10 protein-coding genes are annotated in these 16,687 nt (G+C 67.8%); 9 read left to right on the forward strand and 1 reads right to left on the reverse strand.

The window, feature by feature from the left end; genetic code table 11:
• Positions 1–56: 56 nt before the first annotated feature.
• The gene (locus ACFWU3_RS13830; protein WP_384435797.1) at positions 57–3,890 is read right to left on the reverse strand and encodes a GH92 family glycosyl hydrolase; all 3,834 of its coding nucleotides are present in this window, start codon (positions 3,888–3,890) and stop codon (positions 57–59) included.
• A 509-nt stretch (positions 3,891–4,399) separates the two neighbouring features.
• On the opposite strand from ACFWU3_RS13830, the gene ngcE reads away from it, so the two are divergent.
• The 9 genes from ngcE (at position 4,400) to ACFWU3_RS13875 (ending at position 16,649) form a co-directional block, all read left to right on the forward strand.
• Positions 4,400–5,848: an N-acetylglucosamine/diacetylchitobiose ABC transporter substrate-binding protein gene (gene ngcE, locus ACFWU3_RS13835; RefSeq protein ID WP_384435800.1), complete on the forward strand. Its 1,449-nt coding sequence runs from the start codon at positions 4,400–4,402 to the stop codon at positions 5,846–5,848.
• Positions 5,849–5,897: 49 nt separating this feature from the next.
• A complete protein-coding gene (locus ACFWU3_RS13840) occupies positions 5,898–6,821 on the forward strand; it encodes a sugar ABC transporter permease (RefSeq protein ID WP_313943546.1) in 924 nt (307 codons plus the stop codon).
• Between the two features lie 145 nt (positions 6,822–6,966).
• Positions 6,967–7,833: a carbohydrate ABC transporter permease gene (locus ACFWU3_RS13845; protein WP_384436161.1), complete on the forward strand. Its 867-nt coding sequence runs from the start codon at positions 6,967–6,969 to the stop codon at positions 7,831–7,833.
• A gap of 243 nt (positions 7,834–8,076) precedes the next feature.
• Positions 8,077–9,276: an ROK family transcriptional regulator gene (locus tag ACFWU3_RS13850; RefSeq protein ID WP_313943545.1), complete on the forward strand. Its 1,200-nt coding sequence runs from the start codon at positions 8,077–8,079 to the stop codon at positions 9,274–9,276.
• Positions 9,277–9,398: 122 nt separating this feature from the next.
• Complete coding sequence (locus ACFWU3_RS13855) at positions 9,399–10,511, forward strand: sugar ABC transporter substrate-binding protein (RefSeq protein WP_384435804.1); 1,113 nt, start codon at positions 9,399–9,401, stop codon at positions 10,509–10,511.
• Positions 10,512–10,708: 197 nt separating this feature from the next.
• Positions 10,709–11,497: an ATP-binding cassette domain-containing protein gene (locus ACFWU3_RS13860; protein ID WP_313943543.1), complete on the forward strand. Its 789-nt coding sequence runs from the start codon at positions 10,709–10,711 to the stop codon at positions 11,495–11,497.
• Positions 11,494–12,795 (forward strand): sugar ABC transporter permease, encoded by a 1,302-nt coding sequence (locus ACFWU3_RS13865; protein WP_384435809.1) that lies wholly within the window; start codon positions 11,494–11,496, stop codon positions 12,793–12,795. Before ACFWU3_RS13860 ends, ACFWU3_RS13865 begins: the two co-directional genes overlap by 4 nt.
• Positions 12,796–13,015: 220 nt before the next feature.
• The gene (dxs, locus tag ACFWU3_RS13870) at positions 13,016–14,929 is read left to right on the forward strand and encodes a 1-deoxy-D-xylulose-5-phosphate synthase (RefSeq protein ID WP_384435813.1); all 1,914 of its coding nucleotides are present in this window, start codon (positions 13,016–13,018) and stop codon (positions 14,927–14,929) included.
• A 172-nt stretch (positions 14,930–15,101) separates the two neighbouring features.
• The gene (locus tag ACFWU3_RS13875; protein WP_384435816.1) at positions 15,102–16,649 is read left to right on the forward strand and encodes an amino acid permease; all 1,548 of its coding nucleotides are present in this window, start codon (positions 15,102–15,104) and stop codon (positions 16,647–16,649) included.
• The last annotated feature ends 38 nt before the right edge of the window (positions 16,650–16,687 follow it).

The raw sequence follows: 16,687 nt of genomic DNA on the forward strand, positions 1-16,687 counted from the left end.
TGAGGGGTGCGGCCCTTCCGCCTGTCCGGGCTGGTTACCGGATCAGGAGAGCGGGATCAGGAGATCAGCTCGATCTCCGCCAGCGTCGGTGTCCCCACCGCCACCAGCCGGTACGTGGTGTACGTACCGGGCCGCGCGACGGTGAAGGCGCGGGTCTGCTTGTCCCACGTGAACTTCTGACCGGACCGCTGGTCGAGATCCTTCCAGCGCTCCCCGTCGTTCGAACCCTGGAGCACCCACCCGGTCGGCGCCTTGGCGCGCGCCGAGGAGGTCAGGGTGTACTGGAGCGCCCGCGTCTTCGACGCCACCGGCAGCTCCACCGTGCCGAGCGTCGTCTCCGTCGCCGACGAGTTGTCGAACAGCGGACCCGAACCCTCGATCACGTCGTGCCGCGGCTTCGGCGCCTGGTCGTCCTGAGTGATGGAGACCGGGGCCGCCTTCTTCCCGCTGCCCCAGGCGGACGGCTTCGGCCCCATCGCGAACTCCAGGGTGCCGCCGCGGGCGATCAGTTCGTGCGGCAGGGCGGTGGAGTTCCAGGACTTGCCGTTCACCTTCAGGCCCTGGACGTAGATGTTCTTCGCGCTGTTCTTCGGTGCCTTGACGACCAGCTTGCGGCCGTTGTCCATGCGGACCGTCACCTTGGTGAACAGCGGCGAGCCGATCGCGTACTCACCACTGCCCATCACCAGCGGGTAGAAGCCGAGCGAGGAGAACAGGTACCAGGCCGACTGCTCGCCGTTGTCCTCGTCGCCGTGGTAGCCCTGTCCGATCTCGCTGCCGGTGTAGAGGCGGGAGAGCACCTCGCGCACCTTCTCCTGCGTCTTCCAGGGCTGCGAGGCCGCGTTGTACATGTAGGTGACGTGGTGGGCGACCTGGTTGGAGTGGCCGTACATGCCCATCCGCACGTCACGCGCCTCGGTCATCTCGTGGATGACGCTGCCGTACGAGCCGACGAACTCGGGGGAGGCCGTCTCCGGGGTCGAGAAGTAGGTGTCGAGCTTCTTGCCGAGCCCGGAGCGTCCGCCGTAGAGGTTCGCAAGGCCCCGGCTGTCCTGCGGAGCGGTGAAGGCGTAGCCCCAGCCGTTGGTCTCCGTGTAGTCGTAGCCCCACACCCGCGGGTCGTACGAGGCGCTCGGCACCCGCCAGTCGCCCTTGAGGTCGCGGCCCTGGAAGAAGCCGGCCTCGGAGTCGAAGAGCGAGACGTAGTTGCGCGCCCGGTTGAGGAAGTACTCCGACTCCTCCTTGTACCGCGGGTTCTTGGTCTTCTGGTAGAGCGCCTTGCCCATCGAGGCGATGCCGTAGTCGTTGAGGTAGCCCTCCAGCGACCAGGACAGGCCCTCATGGGTCGAGGTGGAGGCGTAGCCGAGGAACGGCGAGGTCTCCATGCCCTTGCGTCCGACGCCCGAGGACGGCGGGACGACCGACGCGTTCTTCAGCGCCGCCTCGTACGCCGCCTCGGCGTCGAAGTCCACGCCCTTGACGTACGCGTCCGCGAAGGCGACGTCGGAGCTGGTGCCGGTCATCAGGTCCGCGTAGCCCGGCGAGGACCAGCGGGAGATCCAGCCGCCGTCCTTGTACTGCTGGACGAAGCCGTCCACCAGCTCGCCCGCCTTCTTCGGGGTGAGGAAGGAGTACGCGGGCCAGGTGGTGCGGTAGGTGTCCCAGAAACCGTTGTTGACGTAGACCTCACCGTCGACGATCTTCGCGCCGGTATGGGTGGGGGTATCCGGGCCGGTCATCGGCGAGAACGGGCTCGCGTACTGCTGCTTGGGCCGCGACTTCGTGCCGGTGTTCTCGAACCCGGAGTTCGGGTAGAGGTACAGCCGGTACAGGCTGGAGTAGAGCGTGGTCAGCTGGTCGCGGTTGGCGCCCTCCACCTCGATCCGGCCGAGCACCTCGTCCCAGGCGTCCTGCGCCTTGTCCTTGACCCGGTCGAAGCGGCTGCTCGCCGGGAGTTCGTCGGCGAGGTTCTTCTTCGCCTGGTCGACGCTGATGAGCGAGGTGGCCAGGCGCAGCGTGACGCTCCGGTCCTTGCCCGCGTCGAACCGGAAGTGACCGCTGACGCCGGTGGCGCCCGAGTCGGTGACCGGTGCGTCGAAGACACCGTGGACGAAGAGCCGGGTGGCGCCCGTCGACAAGCCGCTCTTCACGTCCGAGTAGCCGCTGAAGGAACGGGTGGCCGGATCGAGGGTCAGGCCGCCCTCCTTCGTCACGTTGTCGAAGAGGATGCTCGCGTTGTCACCGGGATAGGTGAAGCGCATCATCGCCGCGTGGTCGGTCGGAGTCATCTCGGCCTTGAGGCCGTTCTCGAACGTGACGCCGTAGTAGTGCGGACGCGCGGTCTCGTTCTCGTGCCTGAAGGGCAGCGCCCGCTTGTCGCGGTCGGTGTCCGGGGTGCCGGCGAGCGCCGACGGCATCACCTGGAACGTCTGCCGGTCACCCATCCAGGGGCTGGGCTCGTGGCTGGCGGCGAACGCCTCCACGGCGGGCAGATTGTCCGCGTTGTTGCCCCGGGAGTACTCGTACAGCCAGCTCTTGGACTCGGCGTTGGTGACGGGGGTCCAGAAGTTGAAGCCGTGCGGCACGGCGGTCGCGGGGAAGGTGTTGCCGCGCGAGAAGGAGCCGCTGGAGTTGGTGCCGCGGGTGGTCGATGCGTAGTCCGAGAGGTGCGCGAGGCGCTTCTCCGGGGCCTTCGGCGCCAGCGTGATGTCGTCGACCCAGCCCTGGAACTTCGCCGGGCCCTTGGGCGAGTCGTACGCCACCAGAACGCGGTCGACGGTCTTGCCGGACGCCACCGAGCCGATCCGGGAAGCCACGTGGTTCCACTGGTTGACGTACAGCCGCTTGGCGGCGCCCTGGCCCTGTGGGGTCAGCAGCCCGCCGTGCGCGTCCACGGCCCGCAGATCGCTCAGATAGGTGCCGTCGGTGAAGGCGAGGTCCACCGACACGTTCGTGGCCGGGTAGTTGAGGTCCGTCTCCGGGAGGGAGGGGAAGATCCGGTACGAGAGCTCGGTGTCGCGGCCGACGGCCGTGTTGACGTCGAAGACCTTGTTGTACGAGTAGGCCCGCCCGTCCGCTTTGTGGTTGCCGGCGTAGCGCAGGGCACGCTTTCCGGTGAATCCGGCGTTCGACTTGGCGGTGGGGGAGCCGGCAGGTCCGCGGTCGACGAGGCTGCGCATCTCGTCCGGCGTCGGGGCGCTGGTGTCTCCGTTGGAGAACTGGACGTCGGCCAACTGGGTGGCGTCGGAGGCGCCGTTGTTCTTGGTGATCTCCAGCCGGTAGTGCGCGTAGGCCGTCACCTCGGACGCGGCGCCGATGTCGTACGTCCTGGTCTGGAAGCGCTTCTCGAAGCTCTGTCCCTCGCGGGTGTCCAGGACCTTCCAGTCCTTGCCGTCGGCGGAGCCCTTGAGGGTCCAGTCCTTCGGGTCCCGCTCGGCGTGGTCGTTCGCGGACGTCATGGCGTACGTGACGACCTTGACCGGCTCGTCGGTGTCGAACTCGATCCAGGCGGTGGGCTCGAATCCCAGCCATTTGGTGCCCGGCTGAAGGTCGACCAGGTTCTCCTTGGTTTCTCCCGCGCCGGTGTTCTCGCCGCTCGCGCGGAGCTCTATCACCTTGTCGGTGATATTGCCCGGTATTCCGGTGGAGAAGCCGCCGTCGACACCGGATGACCGCTTCTTTCCGTCCGGGCCGACTTCTACGGTATTGCGCCAGTCGGGCTGGCGTTCGTCCTCCTCGAAGGAGGTCGTGAATTCCCGGTCTGCCGCGGCGGATGGAGCCGCCGGCGCGGGCTGGGCGACGGCGGCCGACTGGCCCGTCACCACGAGCAGGGAAGCGGCAGCCACCAGGGCTGCCGCATTGAGTGGACTCTGAAGTCTGGGTCTGGCCATCACGGGCCTGTCCTCCAGGTGAAGCCGCGTCGGACAACGTTGTCAGCGCGATGCGCAGGCTCCAGTAGGGAGGCAAGTGCCAGGCGGTGTCAAGGGTGTTGGCGATGTGGCGCGGCTGGATTCGACCGTTCCGCAACAAATGATGTGGTCATATGGGCGCGCACGGGGGCCAGGTATCCGTCGAGGTCTCAACTCGGGAAAGACTGCTCCCCAAAGTTGCTTTCGATCTTGCTCCGTTGACCTGAAGTGGACTATACCTGTCGGCGTCCGCATACCTGTTTTATATGGCAGCGGGCCAGGGGGGACGGGGGAGGCGGACGGCCGAGCGTATCGACTACCGTCCCCACACGATCCGTTCCCGCTGCCAACCGTGCACGACCCCGAGCTTCACTGGTTTTCCCCCCGGGAGAACACAGCAACTGACCGCGGTGGCGGGGCCCTTCGCCTGTGGCGATATGGACGGGCGACCGGTACACCGCCTGAGTCCTGGAGAAGGCGAGGACTTGAGCATGGGATCCACCTCCGCCCACAACAATGAGGGCCTTGGCCGTCGTAGTCTGATCAAGCGGTCTGCCGCACTCGGCCTGCTGACCGTGCCGACGATGAGCTTCCTGTCCGCCTGCGCGAGCGGCGACGGTGGCAGCAGCGACAAGGTCGACAAGGGCCAGAAGTCCGCCAAGAACCCGCTCGGCGTCAACGAGACGGCGCAGCTCGAGGTGGTCATCTTCGACGGCGGATTCGGCCAGCAGTACGCACTGGACGCCGAGAAGAAGTACCAGGCCGCCTTCCCCAAGGCCCCCAAGGTCAAGCACCGGGCCACCCAGAAGATCCAGTCGGAGCTCCAGCCGCGCTTCAACGGCGGTACCCCGCCGGACCTGATCGACAACTCCGGCGCCCAGCAGATGGACATGGGCGTCCTGGTCGGCAAGAAGCAGCTCTCCGACCTCACCCCGCTGCTCGACGCGCCCTCCATCGACGACCCCAACAAGAAGGTCCGCGACACCCTGCGGCCGGGCATCGTCGAGATGGGCCAGTTCGACGGCGAGCCGGTCTGGATCCTCTACTACGCCTACACCGTCTACGGCGTGTGGTACTCGCAGACCAACCTCGAGAAGCTCGACTCCGCGTACCCGGAGACCTGGGACGAGATGCTCGCGCTCTGCGAGAAGGCGAAGAAGAAGGGCATCGCCGGCTGGACGTACGCGGGCAAGCACCCGTACTACCTGCCGTTCTCGCTGTACCCCTTCATCGCCAAGATCGGCGGCCGCGAGGTCCTCGACGCCATCGACAACCTGGAGCCGAAGGCCTGGGAGCACTCCGCGGTCAAGGCCGCGTTCGAGGCGTACTACGAGCTCTACAAGAAGGGCTACATCCTCAAGGGCACGCCCGGCATCGACCACATCCAGTCCCAGACGGCCTGGACCGAGGGCAAGGCGCTCTTCATCCCCAACGGCTCCTGGGTGGAGAACGAGGCGGCGAAGACCACGCCCAAGGACTTCAAGATGATGGTGGCCGCGCCCTCCAGTCTGGACGCGTCCGACAAGCTGCCGTTCGGCACCATCTGGGCGTCCGGCGGCGAGCCCTTCATCGTGCCGGCCAAGGCGAAGAACGCCGAGGGCGGCATGGAGCAGCTGCGCATCATGCTCAGCGAGGCCTCGTCGAAGAGCTTCACCGCGTCGGTGAAGTCCCTGACGGCGTTCAACGGCGGAACCGACGGTCTGACGCTCTCGACGGCCATGCAGTCCGGCGTCGACTCGCTGAAGAAGGCCGGCGACAACGTGGTCAACCCGCGCATCCAGGACTGGTACGTGAAGCTCCAGAAGGAGCAGATCGGCGTCGCCGGTCTCGGTGAGATGATGGCCGGCCGCGCGACCCCCGCGGAGACCATCAAGAAGATCCAGGGCTTCGCGGACGCGGCGGCCAAGGACCAGTCGATCAAGCACTACAAGCACCAGTGAGCAGGCGTCACCAGCGGCGGCATTCGCCGGAAGATCGGGGTCGGTAACCATGCAACACGGCAAGTACCGGTTCATCGTGGGCTTCTTGGCGGCCCCCTTGGCCTTGTACGCGGTCTTCGTCATCTGGCCGTTCATCCAGTCCATCTACTATTCGTTCACGGACTGGACGGGCCTGAGCCCGGACTTCAAGATGGTCGGCTTCGACAATTACAGTCGAATGCTGGACGACGACATCTTCTGGAAATCGCTGCAGCACAGCCTCTGGTTCGCGCTGCTCCTGCCGCTGGTGACGCTCGGCCTCGCACTGTTCTTCGCGTTCATGCTGAATGTCGGCGGGCGGCGCCGGAAAGGCGCCGCCATCGCCGGCGTCCGCGGTTCGTCCTTCTACAAAATCGCGTACTTCTTCCCGCAGGTGCTGTCGATCGCGATTGTCGCCCTGCTGTTCCAGTTCGCGTACAACCCCAACGACGGTGCGATCAACGGCGCTCTCCAGGCCGTCGGTCTCGACAGCATCCAGCCGGACTGGCTCGGCGACCCCGACCTCGCCCTGTGGTGTGTCATGGCGGTCCTGGTCTGGAGCACGGTCGGATTCTTCGTCGTCCTCTTCTCCGCCGGTATGGCGTCCATTCCCAAGGACTTCTACGAGGCGGCTCTGCTCGACGGCGCGAGCCGGTTCACCACCTTCTTCCGCATCACCCTTCCGCTGCTGTGGGACACCGTGCAGTCCGGCTGGGTCTACATGGGCATCCTCGCCCTGGGCGCGGAGTCCTTCGCGGTCGTGCAGATCATGACCGTGGGGCCGGGCGGACCCGACTACTCGACCACGGTTCTCACGCTGTACGTGTACCAAACGGCCTTCCGCGACGGACAGGCCGCCTACGCGACCACGATCGGTGTCGCCCTGCTCGTCGTCACCCTGGCCTTCGCGGCCGTCGTGATGCGGCTGGGCCGGCGCGAGCGGCTGGAGTACTGATGCGGCGTCATCCCGGGGACAGGCCCTCGGACCCCCGGCAGAAAAACAGCTCGGTCGCGGTGGCCGGCACGACAGCACGAGGTGATCTCCGGTGAAATCCACTGACGCGCCGCCCGCCGGTGTCCCCGAGGTCCGCCCGCAGGTCGTGAAGACGACGGTGGAGCCCGCCGCCCCCGCGAAGAGCAGCTCGGGCGGTGTGCTCAACGTCTTCTCGCACGGCGTGCTCGTCATCTGGGCGATCATGGTCGTGCTGCCGCTGCTGTGGGCGGTGATGACGTCCTTCAAGACGGACCGGGCGATCTTCACCTCGCCGTGGTCGCTGCCCGACTCGCTGCACTTCGAGAACTGGTCGCGCGCCTGGAGCCAGGCGCACATGAGCGACTACTTCCTCAACACCATCCTGGTGGTGGGCGGTTCGCTGATCGGCACGCTGCTGTTCGGCTCCATGGCCGCGTATGTCCTGGCGCGCTTCGACTTCCCCGGGAACCGCTTCATCTACTTCCTCTTCATCGGAGGAATGAGCTTCCCGATCATGCTGGCGCTGGTGCCGCTGTTCTACGTGTTGAACAACGTCAGCCTGCTGAACACGCTGCACGGGCTGATCCTCGTCTACATCGCCTACTCGTTGCCGTTCACGGTCTTCTTCCTGACCGCCTTCTTCCGGACACTGCCGTCCTCGGTGGCCGAGGCCGCGATGATCGACGGCGCGTCGCACACCCGGACCTTCTTCCAGGTCATGCTGCCGATGGCGAAGCCCGGCCTGATCAGCGTCGGCATCTTCAACTTCCTCGGGCAGTGGAACCAGTACATGCTGCCGACCGTGCTCAACACGGACCCGGACCGCAAGGTGCTCTCGCAGGGGCTGGTGGAGCTGGCCGTGAGCCAGGGGTACAAGGGCGACTGGTCCGGACTGTTCGCCGGTCTGGTCATGGCGATGCTGCCGGTGCTTGCCGCGTACATCATCTTCCAGCGTCAGGTGGTGGCGGGACTGACCGCCGGCGCGATCAAGTAGTCCGGTCCGTGCCGCTGCGACGACCGTGCCCCGGCGGGCCTTCCCGCCGGGGCATTCGCCGTACCGGCGCCCCCGTGCACCCGGCGCGCGGCCGCCCTCGCGCCGCTCAAGGTCTTGACGGGATAACCCCCGGGGCGTTCAGCTTAGAGTTCACAAGTTGGAGAGACGTCGGGATTGCCTCACGGGGATTCCGGCCGGGGGCGGCCGTCGTGCCGCCCACCGGGGGCAGGAGTGGATGAGTCAATGGAGACTCCGGGATCGCAGACATCTCTGCACCGGGCCAACCTCGAACGGGTTGTGCGCGCGGTCCGCATGGCGGGCTCGCTGACGCAGGCCGAGATCGCGAGGAGCACCGGCCTGTCCGCGGCCACGGTCTCCAACATCGTTCGCGAACTGAAAGACGGCGGCACCGTCGAGGTCACACCCACCTCCGCGGGCGGCCGGCGGGCCCGCAGCGTGTCCCTCAGCGGTGACGCGGGCATCGTCATCGGCGTCGACTTCGGCCATACGCATCTGCGGGTCGCCGTCGGCAATCTCGCCCATCAGGTGCTGGCCGAGGAGTCGGAGCCGCTCGACGTCGACGCCTCCTCCGCCCAGGGCTTCGGGCGGGCCGAGCAGCTGGTCAACCGGCTGATCTCGGCGACCGGGATCGGCCCGGACAAGGTGATCGGCGTGGGCCTCGGCGTGCCCGGTCCCATCGACGTGGAGTCGGGCACCCTCGGCTCCACCTCGATCCTGCCGGGCTGGACGGGGATAAACCCCAGCGAGGAGCTCTCCGGACGGCTCGGTGTCCCGGTGTACGTGGACAACGACGCCAACCTCGGCGCGCTCGGGGAGCTGGTCTGGGGCAGTGGTCGCGGGGTCCGGGACCTCGCGTACATCAAGGTCGCCAGCGGCGTCGGCGCCGGTCTGGTGATCGACGGCCAGATCTACCGCGGGCCCGGCGGCACGGCCGGCGAGATCGGCCACATCACCCTGGACGAGTCCGGTCCCGTGTGCCGCTGCGGCAACCGCGGCTGCCTCGAGACGTTCGCCGCCGCCCGCTACGTCCTGCCGTTGCTCCAGTCCAGCCACGGCGTCGATCTGACCATGGAACGCGTGGTCCAGCTGGCCCGGGAGGGCGACCCCGGCTGCCGCCGGGTCGTCGCCGACGTGGGCCGCCACATCGGCAGCGGCGTGGCCAATCTCTGCAATCTCCTGAACCCGAGCCGCGTAGTGCTGGGCGGGGACCTCGCCGAGGCCGGAGAATTGGTTCTGGGACCCATTCGTGAGTCCGTCTCCCGGTACGCCATCCCCAGCGCCGCGCGGCAGCTGTCGGTGGCACCGGGCGCTCTTGGTGGACGGGCCGAGGTGCTTGGCGCACTGGCTCTGGTGCTCAGCGAAATGGGCGATTCGACCCTTCTTGACAGCGCTCTGCCGACCAGTGCGCCTGCCTTCACTTAGATAACGAATGGCACCGTTGTCATCTCGTTAAGGATTTACTCCTTGACGCTGGCACCGGGGCCGAGTTGACTTCCAGCCACCTCGGCCGCAACGACGCGGCCCCGTCAGGGAGGTTTCCACAGATGAACGCACATCTGCGTCGTGCCGCCGTTGCTACTGCCGCCACCGCCATGGCCGTCTCGCTCGCTGCCTGTGGCAGCGCCAAGGAGTCGGGCGACAAGGCCAAGGAGTCGGGCGCCGCGAAGGGCGACGACATCACGGTCGGTCTGCTGCTGCCGGAGAACCAGACCGCGCGCTACGAGAAGTTCGACAAGCCGCTGATCGAGAAGAAGGTCGGCGAGCTGACGAACGGCAAGGCGAAGGTCGTCTACGCCAACGCCAAGCAGGACGCGACTCTGCAGACGCAGCAGGTCGACACCATGATCACCAACAAGGTCGATGTTCTGATCGTCGACGCTGTCGACTCCAAGGCCATAGCCGGCGGCGTCAAGAAGGCCAAGGACGCGGGCATCCCCGTCGTCGCCTTCGACCGCCTCGCCGAGGGCCCGATCGACGCCTACACCTCCTTCGACAACGAAGAGGTCGGCCACGTCCAGGGCAAGGCGCTCCTCGGGGCGCTGGGCGCCAAGGCCAAGGCCGGCTCCATCGTCATGATGAACGGTGCGATCACCGACCCGAACGCCGCGCTCTTCAAGAAGGGCGCGAAGGCCGAGCTCGAGGGCAAGGTCACCGTCGGCAAGGAGTACGACACCAAGGAGTGGAAGCCGGAGAACGCCAACGCCAACATGGAGGCGGCGATCTCGGCCCTCGGCAAGAACAAGATCGTCGGCGTCTACTCCGCCAACGACGGCATGGCGGGCGGCATCATCACCGCCCTCAAGGCCGCCGGCATCTCCCCGCTCCCGCCGGTCACCGGCCAGGACGCCGAGCTCGCCGGTGTGCAGCGCATCGTCGCGGGTGAGCAGTTCATGAGCGTCTACAAGCCGTACCAGCCGGAGGCCGCGGCCGCCGCCGAGATGGCTGTCGCGCTCGCCAAGGGCGAGAAGCTCGACTCCATCGCCAAGGACACCGTGGACAGCCCCACCACCAAGGGCGTCCCGACCGTGCTCGTCCCGGTCGTCTCGCTGACCAAGGACAACATCAACGACACGGTCATCAAGGACGGCGTCTACACCGTCCAGGAGATCTGCACCCCGAAGTACAAGGCCGCCTGTGACGCGGCGGGCCTGAAGTAAGGCCGTGGGCCCGTCAGGGCCCGCACCCGCAGAAGCCTGTCCGGCGTCCCGCCCCATCCCAACCACCCCGCTGATGGGGTGGGGCGCCGGACGGATCGCTTCGCCCCTGGTGCCGCTCCCGGGGCACTAGTTCCCTGCTGCTCAGCCTCCGCGCCACACCCCGGCGCGGCATCCCCGCCGGTCAGGCGGCGAAGGAGATGGTTCACGTGTCCGCTACGCCCGTGTTGGCGTTGCGAGGGGTCTCCAAGCGATTCGGTGCCGTCCAGGCGCTCACCGACGTAGAGCTTGAGGTCCACTCCGGAGAGGTCGTAGCCCTGGTGGGCGACAACGGCGCCGGAAAGTCCACGCTGGTCAAGACGATCGCCGGCGTGCACCCCATCGATGACGGCGTCATCGAGTGGGACGGCAAGTCGGTGTCGATCAACCGTCCGCACGACGCCCAGGCCCTGGGCATCGCGACCGTCTACCAGGACCTCGCGCTGTGCGACAACATCGACGTTGTCGGAAACCTCTACCTCGGCCGGGAGATCCGCAAGCGCGGCATTCTCAACGAGGTCGAGATGGAGCGTCGTGCACTCGAGCTCCTGAACACGCTGTCGATCCGCATCCCCAGCGTGCGCATCCCGATCGCCTCGCTGTCCGGTGGTCAGCGCCAGACGGTGGCCATCGCCCGTTCGATGCTCGGTGAGCCCAAGCTCGTCATCCTCGACGAGCCGACCGCGGCCCTCGGTGTCGAGCAGACCGCCCAGGTACTCGACCTCGTCGAGCGCCTGCGTGAGCGCGGCCACGCGGTCATCCTGATCAGCCACAACATGGCTGACGTCAAGGCCGTCGCCGACAAGGTCGCCGTCCTGCGCCTCGGGCGCAACAACGGTGTCTTCGACGTGAAGTCCACGTCGCAGGAAGAGATCATCTCCGCCATCACGGGCGCCACGGACAACGCCGTGACCCGTCGTGCGGCGCGCAACGCGGAGGTTCAGAAGTGAACATCGACAAGACCTCCACGACGACCGACGCGCCCACGGACGCGCCCGTCGTGAACCCGGAGGCCGCCAAGGCCGCCGTCACCGCGGTCGACCCGCGGCTGCTGGTGCGCGAGCAGGGCCTCGCGGGCTACTTCTCCGAGTTCAAGCGCAAGATGCACGCCGGTGACCTGGGCTCGATGCCGGTCATCGTCGGCCTGATCATCATCGGCGCGATCTTCCAGAGCCTGAACTCGAACTTCCTCTCCGCCGAGAACCTCAGCAACATCGCGGTCACGATGGTCGCCACCGGCATGATGGCCGTCGGCATCATCTTCGTCCTGCTGCTCGGTGAGATCGACCTGTCGGTCGGCTCCGTCAGTGGTGTCTCCGGCGCCGTCGTCGCGGTGCTGAGCGTCACCCACGGCATGAACGAGTGGCTCGCGGTCCTCATCGCGGTGGTCAGCGGCGCCGCCATCGGCGCGCTCCACGGCTTCTTCTTCGCCCGGATCGGCGCCCCCGCGTTCGCCGTCACGCTGGCCGGCCTGCTGTTCTGGCTGGGCTTCATGCTCCAGCTGCTCGGCGAGAACGGCACGATCAACCTGGACGGCGAAGGCGTCGTCGGCAAGCTGACCACGTACTACTTCACCGACGTGGCCGCCGCCTACGGTCTGGCCGCGGTCGCCGTGGCCGGCTTCTTCCTCTCCAGCTTCTACGACAACCGCCGCCGTGCGGCCGCCGGCATCCCGTCCCGGCCGCTCGTCGACATCGTGGTGCGCACCGTGGCCCTGGCCGTGATCGCCTTCGCCGGCGCGATCATGTTCAACCAGTACAAGGGCCTGCCGCTGGCGCTGGTCCTGTTCCTCGCCGTCCTCGTGATCACGGACTTCGTCCTCCGCCGTACCACCTACGGCCGGAAGATCTTCGCGCTCGGCGGCAGCGTGGAGGCCTCGCGGCGTGCCGGTATCAACGTCACGGCCATCCGGGTCTCCGTCTTCTCGCTCGCCGGCACCTTCGCGGCCATCGGCGGCCTGTTCTGGGCCTCCAAGATCGCGGCGGCCAACCAGAGCGCCGGCGCCGGTGACCTGCTGATGAACGTCATCGCGGCGGCCGTCATCGGTGGCACCAGCCTCTTCGGTGGCCGGGGCCGGACCTGGAACGCCCTCCTCGGCGTCATGGTCATCGTCTCGATCCAGTACGGACTGGCGCTCGAGGGCATCGCCACCCCGATCCAGTACATGATCACCGGTGGTGTGCTGCTGGCCACCGTCGTGATCGACTCGATCACCCGCAAGACGCAGAAGACCGCAGGCCGCGCCTAGCGAGTGTGCGGAGCGGGTCGTCGCGACCCGGACGGGACGCTCCGGACACGAACCCAGCACGACCGGCCAGTGCCCGGCACCGTGACACGGTGCCGGGCACCGCTGCGTCTGGGCCGTTGGAGTGATGCGGAACGCACCGCCCGATGACTGCTCCCCGGCGCGGAACATTAGACTCGACGAATCGGCACGCTCGACCAGCTCAACAGTCAAGGAGGCACGGGTGGCTTTGCTTACCCGTATCAAGGGACCGCGCGATCTGGACCGGCTCAGCCCGGAGCAGCTGGATCAGCTGGCCGCAGAGATCCGGACCTTTCTCGTCGACGCCGTCTCCAAGACCGGCGGACACCTCGGTCCCAACCTCGGCGTCGTCGAGCTGACCATCGCTCTCCACCGGGTCTTCGAGTCCCCGAAGGACAAGGTCCTGTGGGACACCGGTCACCAGAGCTACGTGCACAAGCTCCTCACCGGCCGTCAGGACTTCTCCCGGCTCAAGATGAAGGGCGGCCTCTCCGGCTACCCGTCGCAGGCCGAGTCCGACCACGACGTCATCGAGAACTCCCACGCCTCCACGGTGCTCGGCTGGGCCGACGGCCTCGCCAAGGCCAACGAGGTGCTCCGCAAGGACGACCACGTCGTCGCGGTCATCGGTGACGGCGCCCTGACCGGCGGTATGGCCTGGGAGGCGCTGAACAACATCGCCGCCGCCAAGGACCGCCCGCTCGTCATCGTCGTCAACGACAACGAGCGCTCCTACGCGCCCACCATCGGCGGCCTGGCCAACCACCTCGCCACCCTCCGGACGACCGACGGCTACGAGCGCTTCCTCGCCCGCGGCAAGGACATCCTGGAGCGCACCCCCGTCGTCGGCAGGCCGCTCTACGAGACCCTGCACGGCGCCAAGAAGGGCCTCAAGGACTTCATCGCCCCGCAGGGCATGTTCGAGGACCTGGGACTGAAGTACGTCGGCCCCATCGACGGCCACGACATCGAGGCGCTGGAGTCCGCCCTCGCCCGCGCCAAGCGCTTCGGCGGGCCCGTGATCGTGCACTGCCTCACCGAGAAGGGCCGCGGCTACCAGCCCGCCCTCCAGGACGAGGCGGACCGCTTCCACGCGGTGGGCAAGATCCACCCCGACACCGGTCTGCCGATCGCCAGTTCGGGACTCGACTGGACCTCCGTGTTCGGCGAGGAGATGGTCCGGCTCGGCAAGGAGCGGGAGGACATCGTGGCGATCACCGCCGCGATGCTCCAGCCGGTCGGGCTCGACAGGTTCGCCAAGGCCTTCCCCGACCGTGTCTACGACGTCGGCATCGCCGAGCAGCACGGCGCGGTCTCCGCGGCCGGTCTGGCGACCGGGGGCGTGCACCCCGTCTTCGCGGTCTACGCCACCTTCCTCAACCGCGCCTTCGACCAGGTCCTGATGGACGTGGCCCTGCACCGGTGCGGCGTCACGTTCGTCCTGGACCGCGCCGGTGTCACCGGCACCGACGGCGCCTCGCACAACGGCATGTGGGACATGTCGATCCTTCAGGTCGTCCCCGGCCTGCGGATCGCCGCCCCGCGTGACGCGGACCAGGTGCGTGCCCAGCTGCGCGAGGCGGTCGAGGTCGACGACGCGCCGACCGTCGTGCGGTTCTCCAAGGGCGCCGTCGGCCCCTCGGTGCAGGCCGTGGGCCGGGTCGGAGGCATGGACGTCCTGCGGGAGGCGAAGGTGGCCGACCCCGACGTCCTGCTCGTCTCCGTCGGCGCGCTCGCCCCGATGTGCCTGGAGATCGCCGATCTCCTCGACAAGCAGGGCATCTCCACCACGGTGGTCGACCCCCGCTGGGTCAAGCCGGTCGACGAGGCCCTCGCACCGCTCGCCGAGCTGCACCGGGTCGTCGTCACCGTCGAGGACAACAGCAGGGTCGGCGGCGTCGGTTCCGCCGTCGCCCAGGCGCTGCGGGACGCAGGCGTCGATGTCCCGCTGCGTGACTTCGGTATCCCGCCGCGCTTCCTCGACCACGCCTCCCGCAAGGAGGTCATGGCCGAGATCGGCCTGACGGCGCCGGACATCGCCCGCCAGGTGACGGGTCTGGTGGCCAGGCTCGACGGCCGCTTCGACAGCGAGGCCGTGGAGCCCGCACGCGACTGACCGTCACCCGGTTGACGCGAATGGCGCTGCACAGCGTGCGTGAACAGGGGCCGGAGGGTCACCCTGGTGGGGTGGTCCTACCGGCCCATTCGCGTGAAGCGTGCTGTGACGGCCGCCCGTGGACCACCCACCGTCCCGATGATGTCGGGGACGTCAAGCGTGGAGGTGCACGGTGAGCACACAGACAGACCCTGCGGGCGGCCCAGCAGGCAGAAGGGGCGCCTTCCGGACCAAGACGGTCGAGCAGTCGATCCGCGACACGGAGGAGCCGGAGCACGCGCTGAAGAAGTCGCTCTCCGCCTGGGACCTGACCGTCTTCGGCGTCGGCGTCATCATCGGCACGGGCATCTTCGTCCTCACGGGTATCGCGGCCAAGGAGAACGCCGGGCCCGCGACCGCCCTGTCCTTCGTCGTCGCCGGCGTCGTCTGCGCACTGGCGGCGCTCTGCTACGCGGAGTTCGCCTCCACCGTGCCGGTGGCGGGTTCCGCGTACACGTTCTCCTACGCCTCCATCGGTGAACTGCCGGCCTGGATCATCGGCTGGGACCTGGTCCTGGAGTTCGCGCTCGGCACCGCCGTGGTGGCGGTCGGCTGGTCCGGGTACGCGCGGCACCTCCTGGACACCAACCTCGGCTGGCAGATGCCCTCCGCGCTGTCGGGACCCGATGCGGGAGGGCACTTCGACCTGCTGGCCTTCCTGCTCATCCTGGCGCTGACCGCCATCCTGGTCATCGGCATGAAACTGTCCGCCCGGATCACCGCGATCGTCGTCGCGATCAAGGTCACCGTGGTCCTGCTGGTCATCGTCGCGGGCCTGTTCTTCATCAAGGCCGACAACTACACCCCGTTCATCCCTCCGGCCGAGGCGCAGGAGACGGGGAACGGTCTCACGGCGCCGCTGGTGCAGGTGCTGTTCGGCTACGACCCCACCAACTTCGGCGTCATGGGCATCTTCACCGCGGCGTCCATCGTCTTCTTCGCCTTCATCGGGTTCGACGTGGTCGCCACCGCGGCGGAGGAGACCAAGAACCCCCAGCGGGACATGCCCCGCGGCATCCTGGGCTCGCTGATCATCTGCACCGTGCTCTACGTGGCCGTGACGCTCGTCGTCACCGGTATGCAGAACTACAAGGAGATGTCGGCGACCGCGCCGCTCGCCGACGCCTTCAAGTCCGTCGACCAGCCCTTCTTCGCCGGTGCCATCAGCCTCGGCGCGGTCGTGGGCCTCATCACCGTCTGCATGATCCTGCTCCTGGGCCAGACCCGGGTGTTCTTCGCGATGAGCCGTGACGGGCTGCTGCCGCGCTTCTTCTCCGTCACCCACCCGAAGTTCCGGACCCCCCACCGGGCGACCATCGTGCTCGGCTGCGCCATCGCCGTCATCGCGGGGTTCACCAGCCTCGAGGCGCTCGCGGCCCTGGTGAACATCGGCACGCTCTTCGCCTTCGTGATCGTGGCCCTCGGCGTCATCGTCCTCCGCCGCACCCGCCCCGACCTGCACCGCGCCTTCCGCACCCCGTGGGTGCCGGCGCTCCCCATCATCTCCATCGCGGCGTCGCTGTGGCTGATGCTGAACCTGCCGACCGAGACCTGGCTGCGGTTCGGCGTCTGGATGCTGATCGGTGTGGTCGTGTACTACCTCTACGGCCGCGGGCACAGCCGGTTGCAGACGCGAGCCCGGTCCGGCGGATCCCTCTCGGGTGACGGCAACCCCAAGTAGCCCGGCGGGCCGCACCCCCGCTCAGCAGCGGTAACAGC

It is taken from the genome of Streptomyces sp. NPDC058685 (assembly GCF_042714725.1).
In the GTDB taxonomy this organism is placed as follows: Bacteria; Actinomycetota; Actinomycetes; order Streptomycetales; family Streptomycetaceae; genus Streptomyces.

Coding starts and splice junctions, on each gene's coding strand:
- ACFWU3_RS13840 (WP_313943546.1), top strand. CDS start 5,898: ATGCAACACGGCAAGTACCGGTTCATCGTGGGCTTCTTGGCGGCCCCC.
- ACFWU3_RS13830 (WP_384435797.1), bottom strand. CDS start 3,890: ATGGCCAGACCCAGACTTCAGAGTCCACTCAATGCGGCAGCCCTGGTG.
- ACFWU3_RS13860 (WP_313943543.1), top strand. CDS start 10,709: ATGGTTCACGTGTCCGCTACGCCCGTGTTGGCGTTGCGAGGGGTCTCC.
- ngcE (WP_384435800.1), top strand. CDS start 4,400: ATGGGATCCACCTCCGCCCACAACAATGAGGGCCTTGGCCGTCGTAGT.
- ACFWU3_RS13850 (WP_313943545.1), top strand. CDS start 8,077: ATGGAGACTCCGGGATCGCAGACATCTCTGCACCGGGCCAACCTCGAA.
- ACFWU3_RS13855 (WP_384435804.1), top strand. CDS start 9,399: ATGAACGCACATCTGCGTCGTGCCGCCGTTGCTACTGCCGCCACCGCC.